15 protein-coding genes are annotated in these 18,982 nt (G+C 43.9%); 8 read left to right on the forward strand and 7 right to left on the reverse strand.

What is annotated here, in order from left to right:
* Positions 1-94: 94 nt before the first annotated feature.
* Together fumC and ABWW58_RS01320 are read left to right on the forward strand one after the other, a co-directional pair.
* Complete coding sequence (fumC, locus tag ABWW58_RS01315) at positions 95-1,483, forward strand: class II fumarate hydratase (protein ID WP_353867479.1); 1,389 nt, start codon at positions 95-97, stop codon at positions 1,481-1,483.
* A 261-nt stretch (positions 1,484-1,744) separates the two neighbouring features.
* Positions 1,745-1,969, forward strand: a complete 225-nt coding sequence (locus tag ABWW58_RS01320; protein WP_093672060.1) for a helix-turn-helix domain-containing protein — start codon at positions 1,745-1,747, stop codon at positions 1,967-1,969.
* Positions 1,970-2,113: 144 nt separating this feature from the next.
* Here the strand turns inward: ABWW58_RS01320 and ABWW58_RS01325 are convergent, their stop codons facing one another.
* On the reverse strand, positions 2,114-3,766 hold the full coding sequence (locus ABWW58_RS01325; RefSeq protein ID WP_353867480.1) for an AMP-dependent synthetase/ligase: 1,653 nt from the start codon (positions 3,764-3,766) through the stop codon (positions 2,114-2,116).
* Positions 3,767-4,223: 457 nt separating this feature from the next.
* Complete coding sequence (locus tag ABWW58_RS01330; protein WP_353867481.1) at positions 4,224-4,655, reverse strand: hypothetical protein; 432 nt, start codon at positions 4,653-4,655, stop codon at positions 4,224-4,226.
* Between the two features lie 313 nt (positions 4,656-4,968).
* Here ABWW58_RS01330 and ABWW58_RS01335 point away from each other — a divergent pair, with 313 nt between their 5' ends.
* Entirely contained in the window at positions 4,969-5,550 is a 582-nt protein-coding gene (locus tag ABWW58_RS01335; protein WP_353867482.1) for a GNAT family N-acetyltransferase, read from the forward strand.
* 158 nt (positions 5,551-5,708) lie between these two features.
* Here ABWW58_RS01335 and ABWW58_RS01340 read toward each other — a convergent pair whose 3' ends face one another.
* Together ABWW58_RS01340 and ABWW58_RS01345 are read right to left on the reverse strand one after the other, a co-directional pair.
* Entirely contained in the window at positions 5,709-6,074 is a 366-nt protein-coding gene (locus tag ABWW58_RS01340; RefSeq protein ID WP_353867483.1) for a FlxA-like family protein, read from the reverse strand.
* 144 nt (positions 6,075-6,218) lie between these two features.
* On the reverse strand, positions 6,219-6,629 hold the full coding sequence (locus ABWW58_RS01345; protein WP_353867484.1) for a hypothetical protein: 411 nt from the start codon (positions 6,627-6,629) through the stop codon (positions 6,219-6,221).
* A gap of 631 nt (positions 6,630-7,260) precedes the next feature.
* Between ABWW58_RS01345 and ABWW58_RS01350 the strand changes: the two genes are divergently transcribed.
* From ABWW58_RS01350 to ABWW58_RS01360, 3 genes are all read left to right on the forward strand, one after another.
* A complete protein-coding gene (locus ABWW58_RS01350; RefSeq protein WP_353867485.1) occupies positions 7,261-8,901 on the forward strand; it encodes an L-lactate permease in 1,641 nt (546 codons plus the stop codon).
* A gap of 395 nt (positions 8,902-9,296) precedes the next feature.
* On the forward strand, positions 9,297-11,084 hold the full coding sequence (locus ABWW58_RS01355; protein WP_353867486.1) for an MptA/MptB family glycosyltransferase: 1,788 nt from the start codon (positions 9,297-9,299) through the stop codon (positions 11,082-11,084).
* 35 nt (positions 11,085-11,119) lie between these two features.
* Positions 11,120-13,324: a glycosyltransferase family 39 protein gene (locus ABWW58_RS01360; RefSeq protein ID WP_353867487.1), complete on the forward strand. Its 2,205-nt coding sequence runs from the start codon at positions 11,120-11,122 to the stop codon at positions 13,322-13,324.
* Between the two features lie 153 nt (positions 13,325-13,477).
* Here the strand turns inward: ABWW58_RS01360 and ABWW58_RS01365 are convergent, their stop codons facing one another.
* A complete protein-coding gene (locus tag ABWW58_RS01365) occupies positions 13,478-14,719 on the reverse strand; it encodes an IS110 family RNA-guided transposase (protein ID WP_353867488.1) in 1,242 nt (413 codons plus the stop codon).
* 348 nt (positions 14,720-15,067) lie between these two features.
* Here ABWW58_RS01365 and ABWW58_RS01370 point away from each other — a divergent pair, with 348 nt between their 5' ends.
* Entirely contained in the window at positions 15,068-16,042 is a 975-nt protein-coding gene (locus ABWW58_RS01370; protein WP_445783402.1) for a glycosyltransferase family 2 protein, read from the forward strand.
* Positions 16,043-16,101: 59 nt separating this feature from the next.
* On the opposite strand, the gene ABWW58_RS01375 is transcribed toward ABWW58_RS01370, so the two are convergent.
* Complete coding sequence (locus ABWW58_RS01375; protein WP_353867489.1) at positions 16,102-17,472, reverse strand: methyl-accepting chemotaxis protein; 1,371 nt, start codon at positions 17,470-17,472, stop codon at positions 16,102-16,104.
* Positions 17,411-17,614 carry a hypothetical protein gene (locus ABWW58_RS01380; RefSeq protein WP_353867490.1) on the reverse strand — a complete coding sequence of 68 codons (204 nt, stop codon included), beginning with the start codon at positions 17,612-17,614 and terminating at the stop codon, positions 17,411-17,413. Before ABWW58_RS01380 ends, ABWW58_RS01375 begins: the two co-directional genes overlap by 62 nt.
* Positions 17,615-17,697: 83 nt before the next feature.
* On the opposite strand from ABWW58_RS01380, the gene tnpB reads away from it, so the two are divergent.
* Positions 17,698-18,849: an IS200/IS605 family element RNA-guided endonuclease TnpB gene (gene tnpB, locus ABWW58_RS01385; protein ID WP_353867491.1), complete on the forward strand. Its 1,152-nt coding sequence runs from the start codon at positions 17,698-17,700 to the stop codon at positions 18,847-18,849.
* Positions 18,850-18,982: the final 133 nt, after the last annotated feature.

The raw sequence follows: 18,982 nt of genomic DNA on the forward strand, positions 1-18,982 counted from the left end.
ATAAAGAGTTATGAAACCATTAGTAACTAATTTTTTACAAAATGAGAACTACGGAGCAATTTGATAGAGAAATAACGAAAGGGATGATCGATCAATGGAATTCAGGATTGAACATGATACACTTGGAGAAGTCAAGGTACCGGCTGAACGTCTGTGGGCCGCACAAACGCAACGGAGTAAAGACAACTTCAAAATCGGATGGGAGAAGGTACCGCTTGAAATTGTTCACGCATTCGCTATCTTAAAAAAAGGCGCGGCTCTTGCCAATCACAAATTAAATGCATTGGATGCAGATAAAGCGAAGGCGATCGCAAACGCAGCGGATGAGGTAATCGAAGGAAAATGGAACGATGAATTTCCGCTTGTTGTTTGGCAAACCGGCAGCGGTACACAATCGAATATGAACATAAATGAGGTGCTTGCAAATCGCGCCAATCAATTGCTGGAAGCAAGAGGTAGCGAGGCGCGCATCCATCCGAACGATGATGTCAATAAAGCGCAAAGCTCAAATGACACCTTTCCGACGGCGTTACATATTGCGGCCGTTCAAGCCATTGAAGAAAATGTATTCCCTGCCCTGGATCAATTGAAGACGACACTTGACAAAAAGGCACAGGAATTCAGCGACGTTGTCAAAATCGGCCGCACCCATCTTCAAGATGCGGTTCCGCTCACCGTGGGCCAGGAAATCAGCGGATGGGCGTATATGTTAAAGGAGTCTAAAGAACTCATCGAAAGCAGCCTAAACCACTTAAAGAGTTTGGCAATCGGCGGAACTGCGGTTGGTACGGGCCTAAATGCACCGAAGCAGTTTGGTGATTTGACTGCACAGGAAATCAGCATGATGACCGGCAAGGCCTTCTATGCTTCGGAAAATAAATTTCACGCTTTAACCAGTCATGACGCGATCGTCACGGCACATGGCGCTTTGAAGGCGTTAGCTGCAGATCTGATGAAAATAGCGAACGACGTGCGTTGGCTGGCGAGCGGTCCACGCTGCGGACTTGGTGAATTAGAGATTCCCGCTAATGAACCGGGCAGCTCCATTATGCCCGGCAAGATAAATCCAACTCAGGCTGAGGCAGTCACAATGGTTGCGGTTCAGGTTATGGGTAATGACGCGGCGATCGGATTTGCGGCAAGTCAGGGTAATTTTGAATTAAACGTATTCAAACCAGTGATTGGGTACAACTTTCTCCAATCGACGAAGCTTCTTTCTGACGTAATGCGTTCGTTCAATGTCCATTGTGCGACCGGTATTAAAGTCAACCAGGAAAAAGTGGACTATTTCCTACACCATTCGTTAATGCTGGTTACAGCACTGAACCCGAAGATCGGTTATGAGAAGTCAGCAAAAATCTCGAAACTCGCTCATAAAGAAGGTATTAGTCTTAAGGATTCCGCCGTAAAACTTGGCATTCTCAGTGGCGAAGAATTCGATGCCCTTGTAAAGCCTGAGGAAATGGTTCATCCGCATCAATAATTTTCTTTGATTCATAAGAGATTGTCCACTCGCAATACTTGGTAGTCCGACAATCACTTTGTGGTGAAATTCGTCAGAATTTGCATAGTTCATAACTAACTTCTTGGGGTGTTCACGCGTCACTGTGTTCGTGTTCTCTCCATGTTGCGGGCACTTGCGTAAAATGATCAATCTGCGCACGCATCGACACTGCTTTCATAAAATGTTAAGGACTAAAAGCCTTTCCCGCCCGCTCTTCTGCTGAGCAAGGAGGGGGAATTTTTGAAGGAAGATTATCACCGTCCAAAACCTTTACTTACGAAGAGGGAAAGAGAAGTTTTCGAATTGCTTGTCCAAGACAAGACGACTCGAGACATAGCTAAAGAACTCTTCATAAGTGAAAAAACAGTTCGTAACCATATTTCAAACACCATGCAAAAATTAGGTGTGAAAGGTCGTTCCCAGGCGGTTGTTGAACTGCTTAGGCTCGGAGAACTCAAACTATAGCATTAGCCGGTCCCTGATAAAGGGCCGGCTGTTGTTTTTTTATCGTAAATCGAGGAAAGTCAAAAAAATAGAGAATTTTTCATGCGCATAATACGGGAAACAGCGCTAAAAAATTCTCTGAAAAAAAATGGAATTGCTTATCTATCAAACGAGATTCATACCGCATCGTCTGATTTTCCTTGTTGTTGTTTTTTCAAATTCTTTTTCCAAAATTTCAAACACGCGGATGTGTTTATAATTCGGCATTTTGTTGTTCACGTCATCGATAATTGATTTTATCGTGGCTTGTAATTCTTCTTTTGCAGGCAGATGGCCGATAATTTCGGTCAGACAGTCTAAATTCGGGAATATTTTGGCCTTTACACAGACACTTCCATTACGATCATTTCCAGTAAGAATAAGCGCTTCACTGATCGTTTCTTTTTCCAACAGTCGCGCTTCTAATTCCTCGGGATAAATGTTTTTGCCATTAGCTGTGACAATCACATTTTTCATGCGGCCCTTGATATACAAAGCCCCGTCCCCATCGATGTATCCCAGATCACCTGTCCGAAAATAGCCGTTGCTAAATGTTTTTGCCGTAGCCACCGGATCGTTATAGTAACCAAGCATGATATTATCGCCTTTGGCGAGGATTTCGCCGACACCGGATTCATTGGGGCTGTCAATCATCAATTCGACGCCGGGAACAGCAACACCGGTTGATTTGGCATTGAAATAAAAATCGTTGTTTCCCGCCAAAAGAGGAGCCGTTTCAGTAAGCCCGTAGCCTTGCAAAGCCCGAATGCCAAACGCCAGAAAATCTTCGACTACAGCAGAGGAAAGATCTGCCCCGCCGACAATACATGTATGAATTTTTCCGCCAAGTGATTTCTTCACTTTTCGACGTATAGCAATTCTTACAAACGCAGGCAATTCTCGAAGTGCTGTTGAGATTGACGATGATTTGAGTTTTGTTTGATATTTTACCGGACTATTCTTTACAATAGCCGCTTGAATCCGCTTGTCTAAAAGCTGAAGCAGTGCGGGAACGACGACCAGAATCGTTGGCCTGTATTCAAGGATATTGCGGCGTATCGCATTCAGGCTGTCGGCGTAAGCAATGCAGGCTCCGCGCGACAGAAGAAGCAAGCAATTTAATGTGCATTCGTACGTATGACAAAGCGGCAGAATTGAAAGCGTTTTGTCACGTGATGTGATCTTTACGATTTGCGAAGTAGAATAAATATTCGCGCAAATGTTTTTTTGTGAGAGGCATACACCTTTTGGATTTCCGGAAGTGCCTGAAGTGAAAATAAGCACACTCAATTCATCTTCAGCAATCGGAATCGTGTCAATGCGCGTATCATCCGCAGGTATCGGTGCCAGGGTATCCTGCAAAGGCAAAAGCAATCGTTGACTGCTGATTAGCGGTCTTAATTGTTCGAGTATTTCCTTGTCCGCACATATTGCGGCACAGTCGGCACTGACAATGAATTGATGCATATCTTCCGGCGACAGTTCGCGATCGATTGGAACAGCCACACCGACTGTAGCGGCGCACGCATAGTGCAGCACCCATGCGTAGCTGTTTTTACCGATGACTGCGATTCGCTTACCGTGCAAGCCGATATCTAGAAAATGTGTGCCTACCGCCCTATACCCCTCTTTAAATTGAGAATAACTCACATATCGGTAACTCCCGCTTCCAATCTTTATTTGGAAGGCAGTTTTTTTTCTGAATTTCTTTGCACTCGCATAAATCATTTCCCGAAAATCAGTATACCGTGTGGCTTTGTTCAACTGTTTTGTTCTCAAAGTATTGCTCCTTCGCCTGTTCGTCATTTATGATTATTCAGCAATTTGTCTCAGCCAATTGTTCAGCCAATTGCGCAACTGGTTTATTCTAGAGCACAGTGAAACTCGTGGGTTTTGAAAAAATACAAATCTGCTCATTGTGATTCGTACGGCATCCCTTTTGCCAAATGGAGAGGAATTAATAACATAAATTTTTAGATATTAATGTCACCTCTAAATACGTTACTTTTCGCGGATAGTTTCAATTAATAACAATAGAACTTGTTGATTATGACCACGAGTGCTTCTGTTGACTTAGTTGACTTAAATCAGGGCGTAGTTACTCGATCAGAGGTGCGAAGAATGGTCACAGCATTTGTCTGCTTAGGCTCGGAGAACTAAAACTATAGCAACAGCCGGCACCTGAAAAAGGGCCGGCTGTTGTTTTTGTCTGATTTGATTTTTCAAATGCAAATGATTAGTTAACGCTGAAGATATAGTAGGGCTTATAAATTCTTTTCCTGTGCAGATTAATCAATTCACTGTACTTTTTTCCATCTTTTTTCCATTTGACAAAAACGATTAAAATGCTTGTGTCTGGTGATGGTTGTGCATCTTGCTCTACAAATCCAACACTTTTCCTTACAGCGATAGTATCGTTAGCATTGGTAGCCCTTTTATTATTTTTATAAAAGGTAGTTTGCGTGACCGTTATCTTTTTGGAACCCCTCCAATAGAGTCTTCCTGTGTATCGTTTCATGGGCAGAGTATAGTAATAACGACCCGACCAGTTTTTAGACTTTCCCTCCCAGATTGGATGTTGGTAAAGGTAAATTAAGTAACAGGCAAAGAGTATTAGAATCACAAGGCAGCACATGGCTAGTGTTTGGATGAGACGCTTCTTTGACATTTAATCGATGCTCCTTTGGTCACTACACGGTCAAGTATAATGATTAACGGAAACTTGTTACAACGCATTTCTTTTGCGGGGTACCGAACCCAACGATGCGTGATCACGCATGAACACGCCCTTTTTTGCGGCTAACAATCAAGTGGATGATGAGACCACTCATTCATGGTAGAAGGATTCCTTATTGAGGCTCACTTTTTTTTAATAAAAAAGTGAATCGTGCACCTTAATACGTTAAAATTAAGGTATTCTATTGGTCATGACCTAACTGTATCCGGATTTAAAAGGAACATCAAAAAAAGGAGTTTTTCAATTGTTAATCAGAGAATACCGGACAGATGACGAGGAAGGCTGGCTGCGCTGCCGTGTTCTTTCTTTTTTACATACAGCCTATTATGATAATGTTTTACAGGCAAAGGAAACTTATGATCATCCCTCGATTGAGCTTGTCGCGGTTGAAGGTGGGAAGATTGTCGGCTTGATTGATATTGAATGTGAAAGAGAAATCAAGACAGTTTGCGCAGAATGCTCGTCACTCGGCGGAATGATTTGGCACTTAGCTGTCCATCCTGATTTTCAGTGTCAGGGGATTGGGCAGCAATTGCTTCTTGAAGCGGAAAAGAGACTCAAAGCACAGACTATTGATCAGCTGGAAGCCTATACGCGCGATGATGAATGGGTGAATCGCTGGTATCAGAAAAACGGTTTTCACCAAGTGAATCATTATCTGCATGTCATTATGGAAGACAATGAATTGAATGGAATTATTGAATCGTCACTAAAAAAATTGAGACCGCTTAGCTGTTTTGCACACTATACAGGAGAAGAAGAGAATATGATCAAGAACAAATTCAGCCGAGTTCATGAGTGCCGTTGTTATCGAAAAGATATTTGATCCATGGTGGTATTAAAAAAAGAGGTATGTTTAATGAATGCAGTGACTAAGTCTGGTGCGGACGTAACAGAGCAGCATATCAATGGTGCCTAGTTGACTTTGAAAACAGAAATAAACGAGCGTCCGTAAAAGATGCTCGTTGTTTCAATAATTTTAAATTATTCACTTTGCTCTAAACTGTTTTGGCTAATCGTTAGCTGATCGCCATCTTGCGACTGTTCGGAAACAGCAATGCCGGTGTCAATCTGATTCGAAGTGCGCTGCGCCTGTGTTCCGGTCGTATTACCGCTTTGTGATCGGGATTTTAACTGCTCAATTTGCGCTTCAATTTGTTGAATTTGTGCTTGAATTACTTGGCTTTGTTTTTGCTGATCTTCTTGATCCGATTTTTGTGATTCTAATTGTTTTAATTGAGATTCTAATGTTTCTTCTTGCTTTTCAAGTGTTTCAATTTTTTGACTAGAGTCGGAGCTGCTTCCGGATGGATATGTACTGCTTGAAGATCCAATGGATTGAATGTTCATAACGAACCGCTTCCCTTCATAATTTGAACAGGTATATACCTCCCCCATAGTAAAGTTTAATTATTAATAAACCCTTAATTTTTCGATCTTAACTCCCTTTTACCATAAAAGAGATTAACGATATACTGCTCAATGCCTGAGCCTTTACTCGCATGTATTTTCAGTTATGAGATGTCTGACTATCGCCGGATCAACACGAGCTGTTGCTTCATCAATAATTCTACCGAATCGCTCATTATTTTGTGCAAGTTCTATATTTTCCAGAATTCGAATGAGATTGGATAAGGCTGTCAAGTGATGAGGGAATAAAGGGTCAAAATTATGGTGAATGCAGTAAGCGATAATAACCAAGAGAAGAAGGCAGATGAAAGAAAGAATAAGGTAGAGAAAAGCGTCCTCAATGTGATTGCCGACAATATGATCAAAAAGCCAAAGATTGAACGAAATCCAGATGCAAACGAAAAGGACAAACGGATATAGTGATAGATTATAAAAAGCTTTTTTCTTAAACGATTTTGCTCGTTCCTTTTTCTTTTCTTTGAGACCTTTGATCAAAAAAAATATATCTATAGCAGTAGTGTTCTTCTTCAAAAAATCTCTGAGGATTGCATAAATAAATACGCGCCATTCCTCTAAAAAAAAAGAAACATGGTATAACTGTTTGCTTTTTTTTACGGCTTGAGGGAATAAAAAGTACTTGAGATTAATTAAAAAAGCGATTTCAAAAGTGACGAGACAAAAAAGAGTGTCAGCAAGCCACGATAGCCGCACAAAAAGTGGGACTAAATAAGCTAAAATTAGCGATACGCAGATTGTGGAGACAAGGTTGAGTACCATAAAGATTACGAGATTTTTTTTCATGTGCCGAAGTACGAGATTCCAAACGGACAGTCTTTTATAAAATAATATCAACCGGTGTTCAATGTTCAAAATAGTCATTCCTTTAGCAATTTTATCATCTCTTATTATCGTTGATTTTTATAAAAACTGATATGTGACTAAAGTATTATTTATTCGACAATTGGCACGAACTGGCGATCCCTTCCTTGTTATGATGTTCACGAAATGTTCAAAAAAATGTCACTGTAATTGCAAATTTGTTTCCGCACATGTAAAATCAAACAATGTAAGCGCTTTACTTTATTTGCTGATCAATCTATTTTATGTGCGGAAGGGGAATGAATCGATGCAATGGGCCCAGAACTATGATCCAATGAATAACATGTTTTTGTCATTTGTTGTGGCTTGTATTCCGCTTGTCTTTTTTTTCTGGTGTTTGGCAATCAAGAAGATGAAGGGGTATAAGGCGGGCTTATTAACGGTTGCAATTGCTGTGATCGAAGCGATTGTCGTCTACAAGATGCCGATTCATTTAGCGCTTGAAGCGACCGCATTAGGCGGATTGCAGGGTTTATGGCCTATTGGGTGGATCATTGTCACTGCAGTGTTTTTGTATGAATTAACGGTCGCCTCAGGCAAGTTTCAAATCATTAGTGATTCGATTGCATCCATCACTCAAGACCGGCGTCTGCAGGCGCTGCTTATTGCTTTTTCTTTCGGGGCATTTCTCGAAGGAACGGCAGGCTACGGCACGCCGGTTGCCATTGCCGGTGGATTGCTTGCCGGACTTGGCTTCAATCCATTTTACGCAGCCGGGCTTTGCCTAATTGCGAACACGGCACCGGTCGCATTCGGCGGTGTCGGTATTCCCATTCTAACCTCTGCTCAAGTTACCGGCATTGATGTGCTTTCAATCAGTCAAATGGTTGGCCGCCAGGTTCCTTTTCTTTCTCTTTTTGTTCCATTCTGGCTTGTATTTATTATGGCGGGTTGGAAACGAACGATCGAAGTACTTCCGGCGATTCTTGTATGCGGAATTTCTTTTGCCGGTACGCAATACGTAACGTCTAACTTCTTAGGACCGGAATTACCGGATGTGACCTCATCGATCGTCAGTATGGTATGTCTCATCATTCTGCTTAAGTTCTGGCAGCCGAAATCTATTTTCCGATTCAAGGATGAAAAAGAGCAACCTGTTCCAGCACATTTGCAAAATAATAACAGCTTTTCTTTCGGCAAAATCGCGCAAGCATGGTCACCATTCGTTTTGCTCGTAGTTGTCATTTGTGTGTGGGGCGGGTCTGCAAGCATTAAGGCGTTTCTCAGCAAAGCAACGTTCATGATTCCTATACCCGGACTGGATCGGATGATCGAACAAGTGAAACCGATTGTTGCTCAGACGACAGCTTATGGCGCTGTTTATAAGTTTGATGTGATTGCGGCTACCGGAACGGCTATTTTAGTGACCTGTATTCTAAGCAAATTTTTAATTGGCATCAGTTGGAAGACATGGGCACTTACCTTTGGTCTTACGTTAAAAAAGTTAGCTCTTCCATTGTTGATGATCGTATCCGTTCTCGGTTTTGCTTACATCGAAAACTATTCGGGCATGAGCGCGACTTTGGGGCTTGGGCTCGCATCGACGGGTACCGTTTTTCCGCTTCTGGCGCCGCTCATTGGATGGATCGGTGTATTTCTTACCGGGTCGGATACTTCGTCGAATGCCTTGTTCTCAAATCTGCAGAAGGTATCTGCACAGCAAATTGGTGTCGATCCGACTTTGCTTGTCGCTGCCAATTCAACTGGTGGTGTCGCTGCAAAAATGATCTCACCGCAATCCATTGCTGTCGCGACAGCGGCGACCGGGCTGGTAGGTAAAGAAGGCAGTCTATTCCGATTTACGATTAAGCATAGTTTGTTTTTCGTCGCGATAACCGGAGTGATCACGCTACTTCAAGCCTATGTACTGCAATGGATGATTCCGTGAACTACATCGGCATTAAAATGCCGAGCTTCTAAGAACGGCGCACCTTGCCCCCCCAAAATGGATAGAGGTCACAACTCGTTTACTAAGGCTCGTCCCAAGCCAGTGGGTGATCTGTATAAATAAGTTCCTTGTGAGATTAATCAATAAGAAAGAGATGCGGGTTTCGTCTGCATCTCTTTTTTTCTGCAATTGCTCGCATACATGACTTTGGTCATACAAAAATGGTGCCTTTCCACATGGTCAAACGGGTAGCTAAAGTACGTCGTTGAGGATTCGAATGAGTATTAAACCTCAGTATTGAGAATGTCATGCAGTGCTTGATAAAGAGCGGTTAAGCGTTTTTTAATATATTGAGGTTACGATCATCACATCGAAACAGAAAGGATGTGGGATGAGTGATCAAAGGATTAAACAAAAGACTCATTGCGAGTCTTTTTCTTGTAATGATCATCGCGATTGCTGTTGCGTTAGTTTCTATAGCGAGCAGTTTGACGTCGAGTCAGGTTTCACAAAATGGGCAGGGAGTGGTGCAGCAGAAAGCAGTGCCTGGATCGAATCAAGCTTCAGCACATGTAATCGGCGCACAGCAGAAAAAGGATTCGTCCAATCATACAAATACGAATCAAAACAAAGGTACGTCAACGCGTGCAACGAATGCTCCGCCAATGTCGCAACAGCAAAAAGGAGCAAATTCGAGTCACGCACCGCCGATTCAAAATGCAAAAGCCGGTCATTCCGCTAAAAATGGAACAAAAAGTCAAATGGGGCCAGGCGTATCAGGCACTGGCGCTCCCATGATGGGCCAGCAAAGCGGGTCACAATCAAGCGGGTTAATTAAAAATCTCGTTATTGGGTTTTCAATCTTATTTTTCGTTGGATTCCTCGTACTGACACTTTTTCTTCGGAAAAGAAAAATCAGAGTTAGGAAAAAAACGATGAAGCTCCTTATGCTGACCCTTTCGGTGATTGGACTATGTACTCGATTGGCAATTGCTCCTTGGGTGTCAGGACATATGGATTTAACGCTTTTTCAAAACTGGGCCCAGTCGGCGTCTTCTGGATTCTTGCACTTTTATCAAAATAGTTCTGCTGATTATCCACCGCTGTATGTTTATGTGCTCTATGTGATTGGAAAAGCGGTCACTCTGCCTGGATTGAGCAGCGGATATACATTGTTGCTCAAACTTCCGTCAATCATTGCAGATGTACTCACGGCATGGCTCATCTATCGGTTAGCCAAGAAAAAAGGTCATGAATCGCCTGGTCTGCTCGCAGCTGCCTTTTATGTGTTTAATCCTGCAGTTTGGATGGATTCGGTCATTTGGGGACAAGTTGATTCATTTTTCACATTGATTATTGTCCTGGCGCTTACATGCTTGATTGATCGGAGATATTTCCTGTCTACAGCGTTGTTCGCAGCAGCAGTCATGATGAAACCGCAAGGAATTATTTTTCTTCCGGTGCTTGCTTATGTGTTTATTATGGATCGAAAGATAGGTAAAGGATTCCTTGCACTTGGTTGGTACGCATTAGTTACGGCACTCATCGCGCTGCCATTTTCCTTTTATGCAAACGGAGGCGCGCTGTGGCTTGTCCAGTTGATGAAGCGGACAATCAGTGAATATCCCTATGCATCGGTCAACGCGTTTAATGTCTACAGCTTGCTTGGCGGCAATTATCAATCGGACAGCGCATCGCTCTTTCTCTTCAGTTACCACACATGGGGACTGATCGCGATCACTCTTGTTTCGCTCGCTTCACTCTGGCTGATGCTGCACGCGCGTAGTATTCGTTCGGCAGCAATTGCAAGTTTGATGCAGATCGCCGGGGTGTTTACATTTGCTTCCGGGATGCATGAACGCTACCTTTATCCAGCCATTGCTCTAGCTCTCCTTTCATGGTTGCTTACTGAAGATCGGCGATTCGGTATACTTGCCGCCGGCTACAGTCTCACGATCTTTATGAATATAGTTTGCGTTTACTATTTATCCGGAAATTTGATGGCACCCTATAGTTGGCCTCTTGTTGTCACGTCGATAATGAATATACTGCTTTTCATAGTTCTGATTTGGACAGCATTTGGTAAAGAAACAACACAATGGTTGGCTGTTAAGGATTCTTTAAGAATGAGTTGGCATAATGACGCTATACAAGGAACCCGTACTGACGAGCATGGACATTGATTAAGACGTTTTTGGTTACACGAGGAGGAATTAAGATGAACTTATTAAAACACAAACGCATTGATTTTTATTTGATAGGGGTTATTCTCTTATCCGCATTTATGAATGTCTTTCTGCTTAATCAAGCGAGCACGAATGAGTATTATACCGTAGCAGTAAAAAGCATGATGAAGAATTTTCATAACTTTTTCTATGCGTCATTTGACCCCGCAGGATTTATCACTGTTGATAAGCCGCCGGTCGCGCTCTGGATCCAGACGCTCAGCGCAAAGCTTTTTGGCTTAAGTAATTTTAGTGTATTGCTTCCCGAAGCCCTTGCTGCAATTGTGTCGACGATCATTGTCTATCAAATGGTGAAACACAAAGCGGGCAGGCTTGCCGCATTTCTATCCGGGATCACGATGTCGGTTACACCAATCTTTATTGCTGTGACCCGCACAAATAACGTTGACAGTATTCTAATCCTGACCTTAGTTATCGCCGCATGGGCAGTGATGAAAGCTGTTCAAAAAACACAAATACGTTGGCTAATTCTTAGTGCGGCGATGATCGGCATCGGTTTTAATGTGAAAATGCTTGAAGCATTTATGATTCTTCCTGCTATTTATCTTTTTTACTGGATCGCCATGAACGTAAATTGGAAGAAAAAAATACTGCATCTCTTGGCTGCGACTGTGGTTTTGGCAGGCATCTCGCTTTCCTGGGCTGTCGTTGTCGATTCGATTCCGGCAAGCAAACGGCCATATATCGGCAGCAGTCAGACAAATTCGGTTTTGGAACTTGCTTTCGGCTATAACGGTGTTTCTCGGCTTACTGGTCAGCAGAATAGTGGAGGCGGACATAAAGCGCCGACATCCATAAGAAAACAGTCCGGTAACCAATCGACGACTCAGAAAAGAACGACTTTCATGAAAAACACATCAGGGCAGCACGCCTCTGAAAACCAAATGGGCGGCACGCCTCCAAACGGCAGAACAGGAAGAGGAGGCGGACAACAGGGCAATATGTTTGGTACGGGAACTGCCGGGCCGCTCCGTTTGTTCTCTAAATCGTTATCAGGGCAAGCAAGCTGGCTTCTCCCATTCGTGCTCTTCAGCATTATTGCGATTGTCGCTGATTGGCTTCGTCGTAGAAAAATGGATGAGAAGCACAGTTTCGCAATTTTCTGGATTGCATGGCTTATTCCGGCAATGGTCTTCTTTAGTATCGCTGGATTCTTTCATCAATACTATTTAAGTTTATTGGCACCGCCAATCGCAGCACTTGTTGGACTTGGTTTTTCCTATCTATGGAGAGACTTCAGTGATCCGAAGAGCTCATGGCGAGGTTATCTGTTACCAATCGCATTTGGTACGACCCTATTCTTTGAAGCGCTTATCTTCAATCAAAACAGCATTGCGACGATTTGGATTGTGCTGCTCATCATTGCCGGCGTTTTAACGATGGGATTCGGGATCGTTTGGCGGACTGCTGAAAGAAAAATTCAGGGTACGATCGCCGGAACAAGCCTTCTCCTAATGCTGCTTGCGCCGCTGTATTGGACACTGCCATCTACATTCAATCAGACCAATAGTGCAACACCGATTGCCGGACCAAGCGCGACCCAATCAGGTATGGGCGGCATGGGCGGTGGTCAAATGGGCGGCCAAAACAGCAAGTCAACAGGAAAAACAAATGGTTTCGGTGGCCCAGGCGGAGGAGGGCAGGGCGCTCCTAGCAACTCGGAAGGTCAAGCACCGCCATCAATGAACGGTGAATCCGGTGCTCCCGGCCAGCCGACGAGTCAAAAAGGCTCCGCTAATGAATCAAAACAGATGCCAAGCGGCACGGTGAATCGGAGAATGACCAACCGAGGCGGTATGGGTGAGCAGGTCAATACAAAATTGCTCACCTACCTTAGGAAACATTACAGCGGTGAAAAATACATTCTTGCCGTTGAACGCGCACAATCCGCTTATTCCATTATGATGAAAACAAATTATGCGGTCATGGCAATGGGCGGTTTCGGAGGAAGCGATCCTGCATTAACTGTAAGCAAATTGGAAAAAATGGCTACAGCAGGAGAAATCAAGTATTTCATGATTTCCGGTAGTCAAGGTGGTGCTCAGAATTCAAGCGTAACGAATTGGATTAAAAAGAATTGCACGAAAGTCTCTTCAAGTGCATGGTCGAGTGGAAGTTCTAGCTCAAGCCAAAACGGACCTGATGGACAAGGAACACTATATGTTTATAAAAAATAATGCGGCATGGAAATTGAAAAGTCTTGTGGTATTAAGTCAAGACCTAAATAAGATTTATTTCTGTGCTCTTCACCGATGTTTCAAAAATGAGAGTACACAAACCTAAGCCTTCACTAATTACCAAAATTTTGAAGGCGATAAGGAGGCGGATCTTTACTGATTATCGGCGATTCCACCTCCCTTCGGCGTGTAAATCAGGTGGTCGCGAAGCAGCACGTCCACCAGCCGAACTAGTTTTCTTGCTGTTAGTACGAGTGCACGTTTATGGCGAAACTTAGGAACTTCGTTGAATTTTTTCTGGTAATAGGCCCGATAAACCGGGTCACATCGCTTTACTGAATTGGCAGCTTCAATTAAGTAGTAGCGAAGGTATTCATTACCCGTGTGTGTTCGTGGCGTGCGTTCTGCCCGAAAAGTTCCAGACTGAGAGACTTTCCAGTAGAGGCCGGCATATTTAGCGAGCTGAGCCTCATTGTCAAAGCGGTCAATCTGACCAATCTCGGCAATCAGACCGGCCGTGTAGACCGGACCGATTCCCGGAACACTCATGAGACTCTGCGCCTCCGAGATGATGACGCATAGGGACTCAATGCTCTTGTCCAGTGTCTGAATTTGTTTCTTCAACCCGGTGATGATACGGGCATAGGTGGCAAGCACGACATCAACGGAATCCTGAAGGACTTTGCCAATGCGGTAGGAATCCCGAATCGCTTTCTGAATCGCTTTGGCCAGCTTTTCCGGATCACTGAAACGTCCTTTCCCGGCCTTGTTTAGGTGTTCCGCAAGATCCTCCATCTTCATCTGGGAGATCTCATCAAGAGACAGGGAATCGCTTAGGATGTCCATGATGGACGCGCTGAACACAGAAGTCGGAATTTCCTGAGTCAAGGTGTTGCACGTGTAGTATAGATTTTCTAAGAAGTGCTGTTTACATTCGGTCATTTGATGAATCAGTTGGTAACGGGTTCGTGTCAGACGCTGGAGAGCAACATATTTTTCTTCCTTGATCACCGGCACTTGATAGCGTTCAATACGTAGAAAATCGGCAATCCGGAAGGCGTCAATCGTATCGGTCTTGTCCTCGTCAAACAGCCCTTTATAACGATGAATCATCGTTGGGTTGAGGGTTACGACATCCAGAGGCAGCTTCTTCAAGTCCGCATCTTCATGAAAGAACACGGCCGGATGAAAGCTGTAGATGGATGTAGACTCCATGCCGATCACCACCCGTTGATAGTGAGCGGCTGAGTGGAACTTTAACACCAGTTCCTTAATGGCACCAGCACCGATCAGATTATTCGCTAAAGATTTTTGGATCAGCTTATTTTGATCACTGTCCAAAAAGCAAACGTCTAGTTTCTGTGAACTCACATCAATACCAACAAACAATTTCATTGGGAAGGACCTCCTTTCCTGATCAATTTTGGAATAAGCTCGGATACTCTGTGATGTCCCCTAATTACAACTGCATGAACGCGACCTCGCGATCAGTAGACCCTGACTACGCGTTCAAAGCTGCCTCATCCTGCTTCTGATGAGTTGAACCGCAGCCGCTACATCTTGTGCGTCAGCATATCTGGCAGTTGCCTGGGCGGCAGACTTTAAACGTAGTCGAACTACAGGAGGAATAAGCCTAGTCCAGTTGGATCCATTCCAATGAACAACTAGAGGATATCACGCAGTACCCGAGCTGAACAGGGATGACTATTAACTTCAAAACTTATTATACGAGGAGGTATTGCCATGACGGTAAAATTCTCAATTGTTGTTCCGGTATTTAATGAAGAAAAGGTGATTTATGAATCGTACAAACGACTAAAAACGGTCATGGATCGCACTTACGAACGTTATGAATTACTCTTCGTCAATGACGGCAGCCGTGATCGCACGTCCGAGATACTCAATTATATTACTGAAGGAGACCCGAACGTGAAAGTCATCGAGTTCTCTCGTAATTTCGGACATCAAATTGCGATAACGGCGGGCATGGACTATGCGACCGGCCAGGCGGTTGTCGTCATTGATGCGGATCTTCAAGACCCGCCGGAACTGATTTTGAAAATGATTGAGAAGTGGAAAGAAGGCTTTGATGTTGTCTATGGGAAGCGCGTGGAACGCAAAGGAGAAACGTTTTTTAAAAAGATTACCGCAGCTCTCTTTTATCGAACCCTGCGCATGTCCACAGATATTGATATTCCGCTGGATACAGGTGACTTTCGTTTGATCGATCGTCATGTATGTGATGAAATGAAACGTATTCCTGAGAAGAACCGTTTTATACGCGGACTCGTGAGCTGGGTCGGCTTTAAGCAGACGGCAATTGAGTATGTACGTGACGAACGGCTTGCCGGAGAAACGAAGTACCCATTGAAAAAAATGCTGAAGCTATCGGTAGATGGGCTCACCTCGTTTTCCTATAAGCCGTTAAAGTTGGCGACTTATGGCGGCGCATTACTCTCGATTGCCGGGTTCGTGTACATGATCGTCGCGCTCGCATTAAAGCTTTTCACATCGAACACCGTTCCCGGATGGACGTCGTTGATTGTGATTCAGCTCTTGTTCAGTGGTTTTACACTATTCATCCTAGGCGTGATGGGCGAGTATATCGGTCGAATCTACGATGAAACCAAAGATCGTCCCTTGTACATCATTAAAGAGGCCAAAGGTTTTGGCGCTGTGAATAAGGTGCGCACCTTTTCCAGTGTTAAGCACGGTTAATATAACAAAAATAGGCTGAACAGATCGTAATGATCTGCTCGGCCTATTTTTTGAATTCGTTAAGTGACTGTTAAGTCTGCGCCGAAGACGCCAATCACAGATCCGTCTTGAATAATCGGAAAGGATAAAGTCACGCATGGTTGTTTCGTAATTGCAGAATAATAGGGTTCGGACACATAAGTCGTTCCTTTCATAGCCTCCATGAACCACGGGCGAGCCCCCGCATTCGCTAAAGCCGCTTCCGGATCCGAATAGACAAAGGCGCCATCCGGAGTATTTGACCAAACCGCCTCAAGCTCATGATACTTCTGACGAAGGGCGCTTAAAATTGTCTTATGCCGAATTAGCTCAAGTGGAACGAGCGGATGATTCTCACAGAATTGATGGATTTCTCTTTTGATATGATCCACCAGCTCCATGTTAACATGAATCGCCATGCGTTGATCCTGCTGTATGGAATCCTGCAATTCATTCGATGTGTCGATTAATCGTTTGTTTAAAGCTAACATTTGATCAATGCTCTGGAACTGGTTGGCGACGTCCCGATCAACGGTTTCAGCAAGTGCTTGATTCGATTGTGTCATTGCCGAGATTTGATTGAGCAAATCAGAGACGGCAGATATACTGTTTGTCTGCGCGCCAACTGAAGCCGCGGATTCCTTACTTCCAAGTGTGATTGTTTCTAATTTTTTCTTAAAGGCATCGAGATGTGTAATGATATTCTTCAGTCGCTCTGATCCATTGTCTATTTCGGCAGTTTCCAGATTCACTCGTTCTGTTGATTTTTTAATTTCCGATTGGATTAATTGAGTGGTTTGTTTCGTTTCGGAAACCGCCTGCTGCGTTTCACCCGACAACTTGCGGATTTCGGTGGCGACCACGGAAAAACCTTTGCCCGCTTCACCTGCTCGTGCAGCTTCAATGGCTGCGTTTAATGAGAGTATATTGGTCTCCTCAGAAATTGAACCGATGAATTGGAAAACTTGATCAATTTTTTTCGAATGCGCGACAAGTTCATTCATCTGATTTATTAACTGACGGTGCCCATTTAGGATCGTATTCATCGTCTTTTCTAAGTCATGAATCGCTTCTAACGAAGAAATCAAATCGTGATAGGACTCCTGACTATCGTTCTGTACGCTGGTGACGATTGAGAGAATTTTTTTTGCGGATTGTTGAATGACCTGTACTTGCTCATTGACCTGTGCGGTATCCTCAGCGGTTCGTGTTGTATGTAATTTAAATTCCGAGACGCTTGACTGGCTCGAAATGGAGGACTTACTCAAAGCCTCTGCCGCGTGTTTGAGCTGTTCGACAATGCCTTTGAGCTGGTCGGATGCAACCTGAATTCTCCCTATTGATGTGCTGTCACTCGATGTCTTTTCGAAATCGGCAGCTTGGTGCGGCGACCGCTTTTTTAAACGTATCAATGAAAATCCCTCCTCGTTCAGGCAGTGAATAGTGCGGATACACGAAATAATAGGTTAAGCAAAGTATACCATGACTTAACAAAATTTTCTTACTGTTTCCTCGATTGATTTCCTGCGTCCGCACACTCGTGACTTCAGTCATGAGTAAGGACGCTCTTTTTTTACAAAAAGCGAACATACACGCTATAATAAAGATACTATTTTTGCAGACGAGGAGGAACGGCTGTGCTCATCCAAAAGGCGTTTAAGTTTCGGCTTTTCCCTACGGAAGAACAAGCCGTTCAAATCAATAAGTCCATTGGATGCAGCCGGTTTGTCTACAATCATTTTTTAGACTGTTGGGAAAAGACCTATAAACAAACCGGGAAGGGCTTAACCTATAACACCTGCAGTAAAGCCCTGACGCAGCTCAAAGCCGAGCTGCCTTGGCTCAAAGAGCCGGATAAGTTTGCCTTACAGAATAGCTTAAAGAACCTTTCCAAGGCTTATGACCGGTTCTTTAAAAAACAAGCCAAGCATCCTCGCTTTAAGAGTAAAAAGAATCCGAATCAGGCGTATAAGACCTGCTTCACCAATCACAATATTGAGGTGACGGATCAAACAATCAAACTTCCTAAACTGGGCTGGGTGCGTTACGCCCGCTCTCGTCAGGTGAAAGGACGCCTTTTATCTGCCTTTATCAGGCATGTGCCGAGCGGCAAGTATTTTATTTCGCTCGTTGCGGAAACGGAAGTAAAAGAACATCCGAAAACCGGCAAAGCAGTCGGCATTGACTTAGGGTTGCTGGACTTCATGACTTTGTCTACCGGAGAAAAAATCACCAATCCCAAGTTTGGGCGTTCCATGGAACAAAAGCTTCGCCGTGAGCAGCGAAAGCTGTCTCATCGCTACGAGGGAGCGAAAAAGCAAATCCTAAAACAAAAGAATCTAACCTTAATGGATGCGCGCAACTATCAGAAACAAAAGATTAAGGTTGCTCGTCTTAAAGAAAAAATCAGTAACCGTAAGACAGATTTTTTACATCAATGGTCCACGAAACTGGTCAAAAATCACGACCAGTTGGTGGTCGAAGACCTCAACGTCAAAGGGTTACTAAAAAACCATCATTTAGCCAAAACCATTAGTGAGGTCAGTTGGGCAGAATTTGTGCGTCAACTCACGTATAAAGCCCAATGGTATGGCAAAACACTGATAAAAATAGATCGCTTCTTTCCCTCTAGCCAGAGGTGTGCCACTTGCGGGCACCAGGATGGAACGAAAGCGCTCCACATCCGGAAATGGGACTGCCCGCAATGCGGGGCTCACCACGATCGAGATGTCAATGCAGCTCTCAACATCTTGCATGAAGGGCTAAAAAAGCCCTCAATTGGGGGCTGAATAAAAGCTAAGAACCGTCGGAACGACGGGGTTCGCCTGCTCAAAGAAATGAGCCGCTACCCAATGATAAGTCGTGTTGGGCAAGCTTATTGTTCGCAGGAACTTTTGATTGAGAGATCAGAAGCCCGCGACT

This window comes from Sporolactobacillus caesalpiniae, assembly GCF_040513385.1.
Classification (GTDB): Bacteria; Bacillota; Bacilli; order Bacillales; family Sporolactobacillaceae; genus Sporolactobacillus.

Bases quoted from the DNA above. Each gene is read 5' to 3' on its own strand.
- ABWW58_RS01365 (WP_353867488.1), bottom strand. From the start codon at position 14,719: ATGAAATTGTTTGTTGGTATTGATGTGAGTTCACAGAAACTAGACGTT.
- fumC (WP_353867479.1), top strand. From the start codon at position 95: ATGGAATTCAGGATTGAACATGATACACTTGGAGAAGTCAAGGTACCG.
- ABWW58_RS01380 (WP_353867490.1), bottom strand. From the start codon at position 17,614: ATGACTGAAGTCACGAGTGTGCGGACGCAGGAAATCAATCGAGGAAAC.
- ABWW58_RS01330 (WP_353867481.1), bottom strand. From the start codon at position 4,655: ATGTCAAAGAAGCGTCTCATCCAAACACTAGCCATGTGCTGCCTTGTG.
- ABWW58_RS01370 (WP_445783402.1), top strand. From the start codon at position 15,068: ATGACGGTAAAATTCTCAATTGTTGTTCCGGTATTTAATGAAGAAAAG.
- ABWW58_RS01360 (WP_353867487.1), top strand. From the start codon at position 11,120: ATGAACTTATTAAAACACAAACGCATTGATTTTTATTTGATAGGGGTT.
- ABWW58_RS01340 (WP_353867483.1), bottom strand. From the start codon at position 6,074: ATGAACATTCAATCCATTGGATCTTCAAGCAGTACATATCCATCCGGA.
- ABWW58_RS01350 (WP_353867485.1), top strand. From the start codon at position 7,261: ATGCAATGGGCCCAGAACTATGATCCAATGAATAACATGTTTTTGTCA.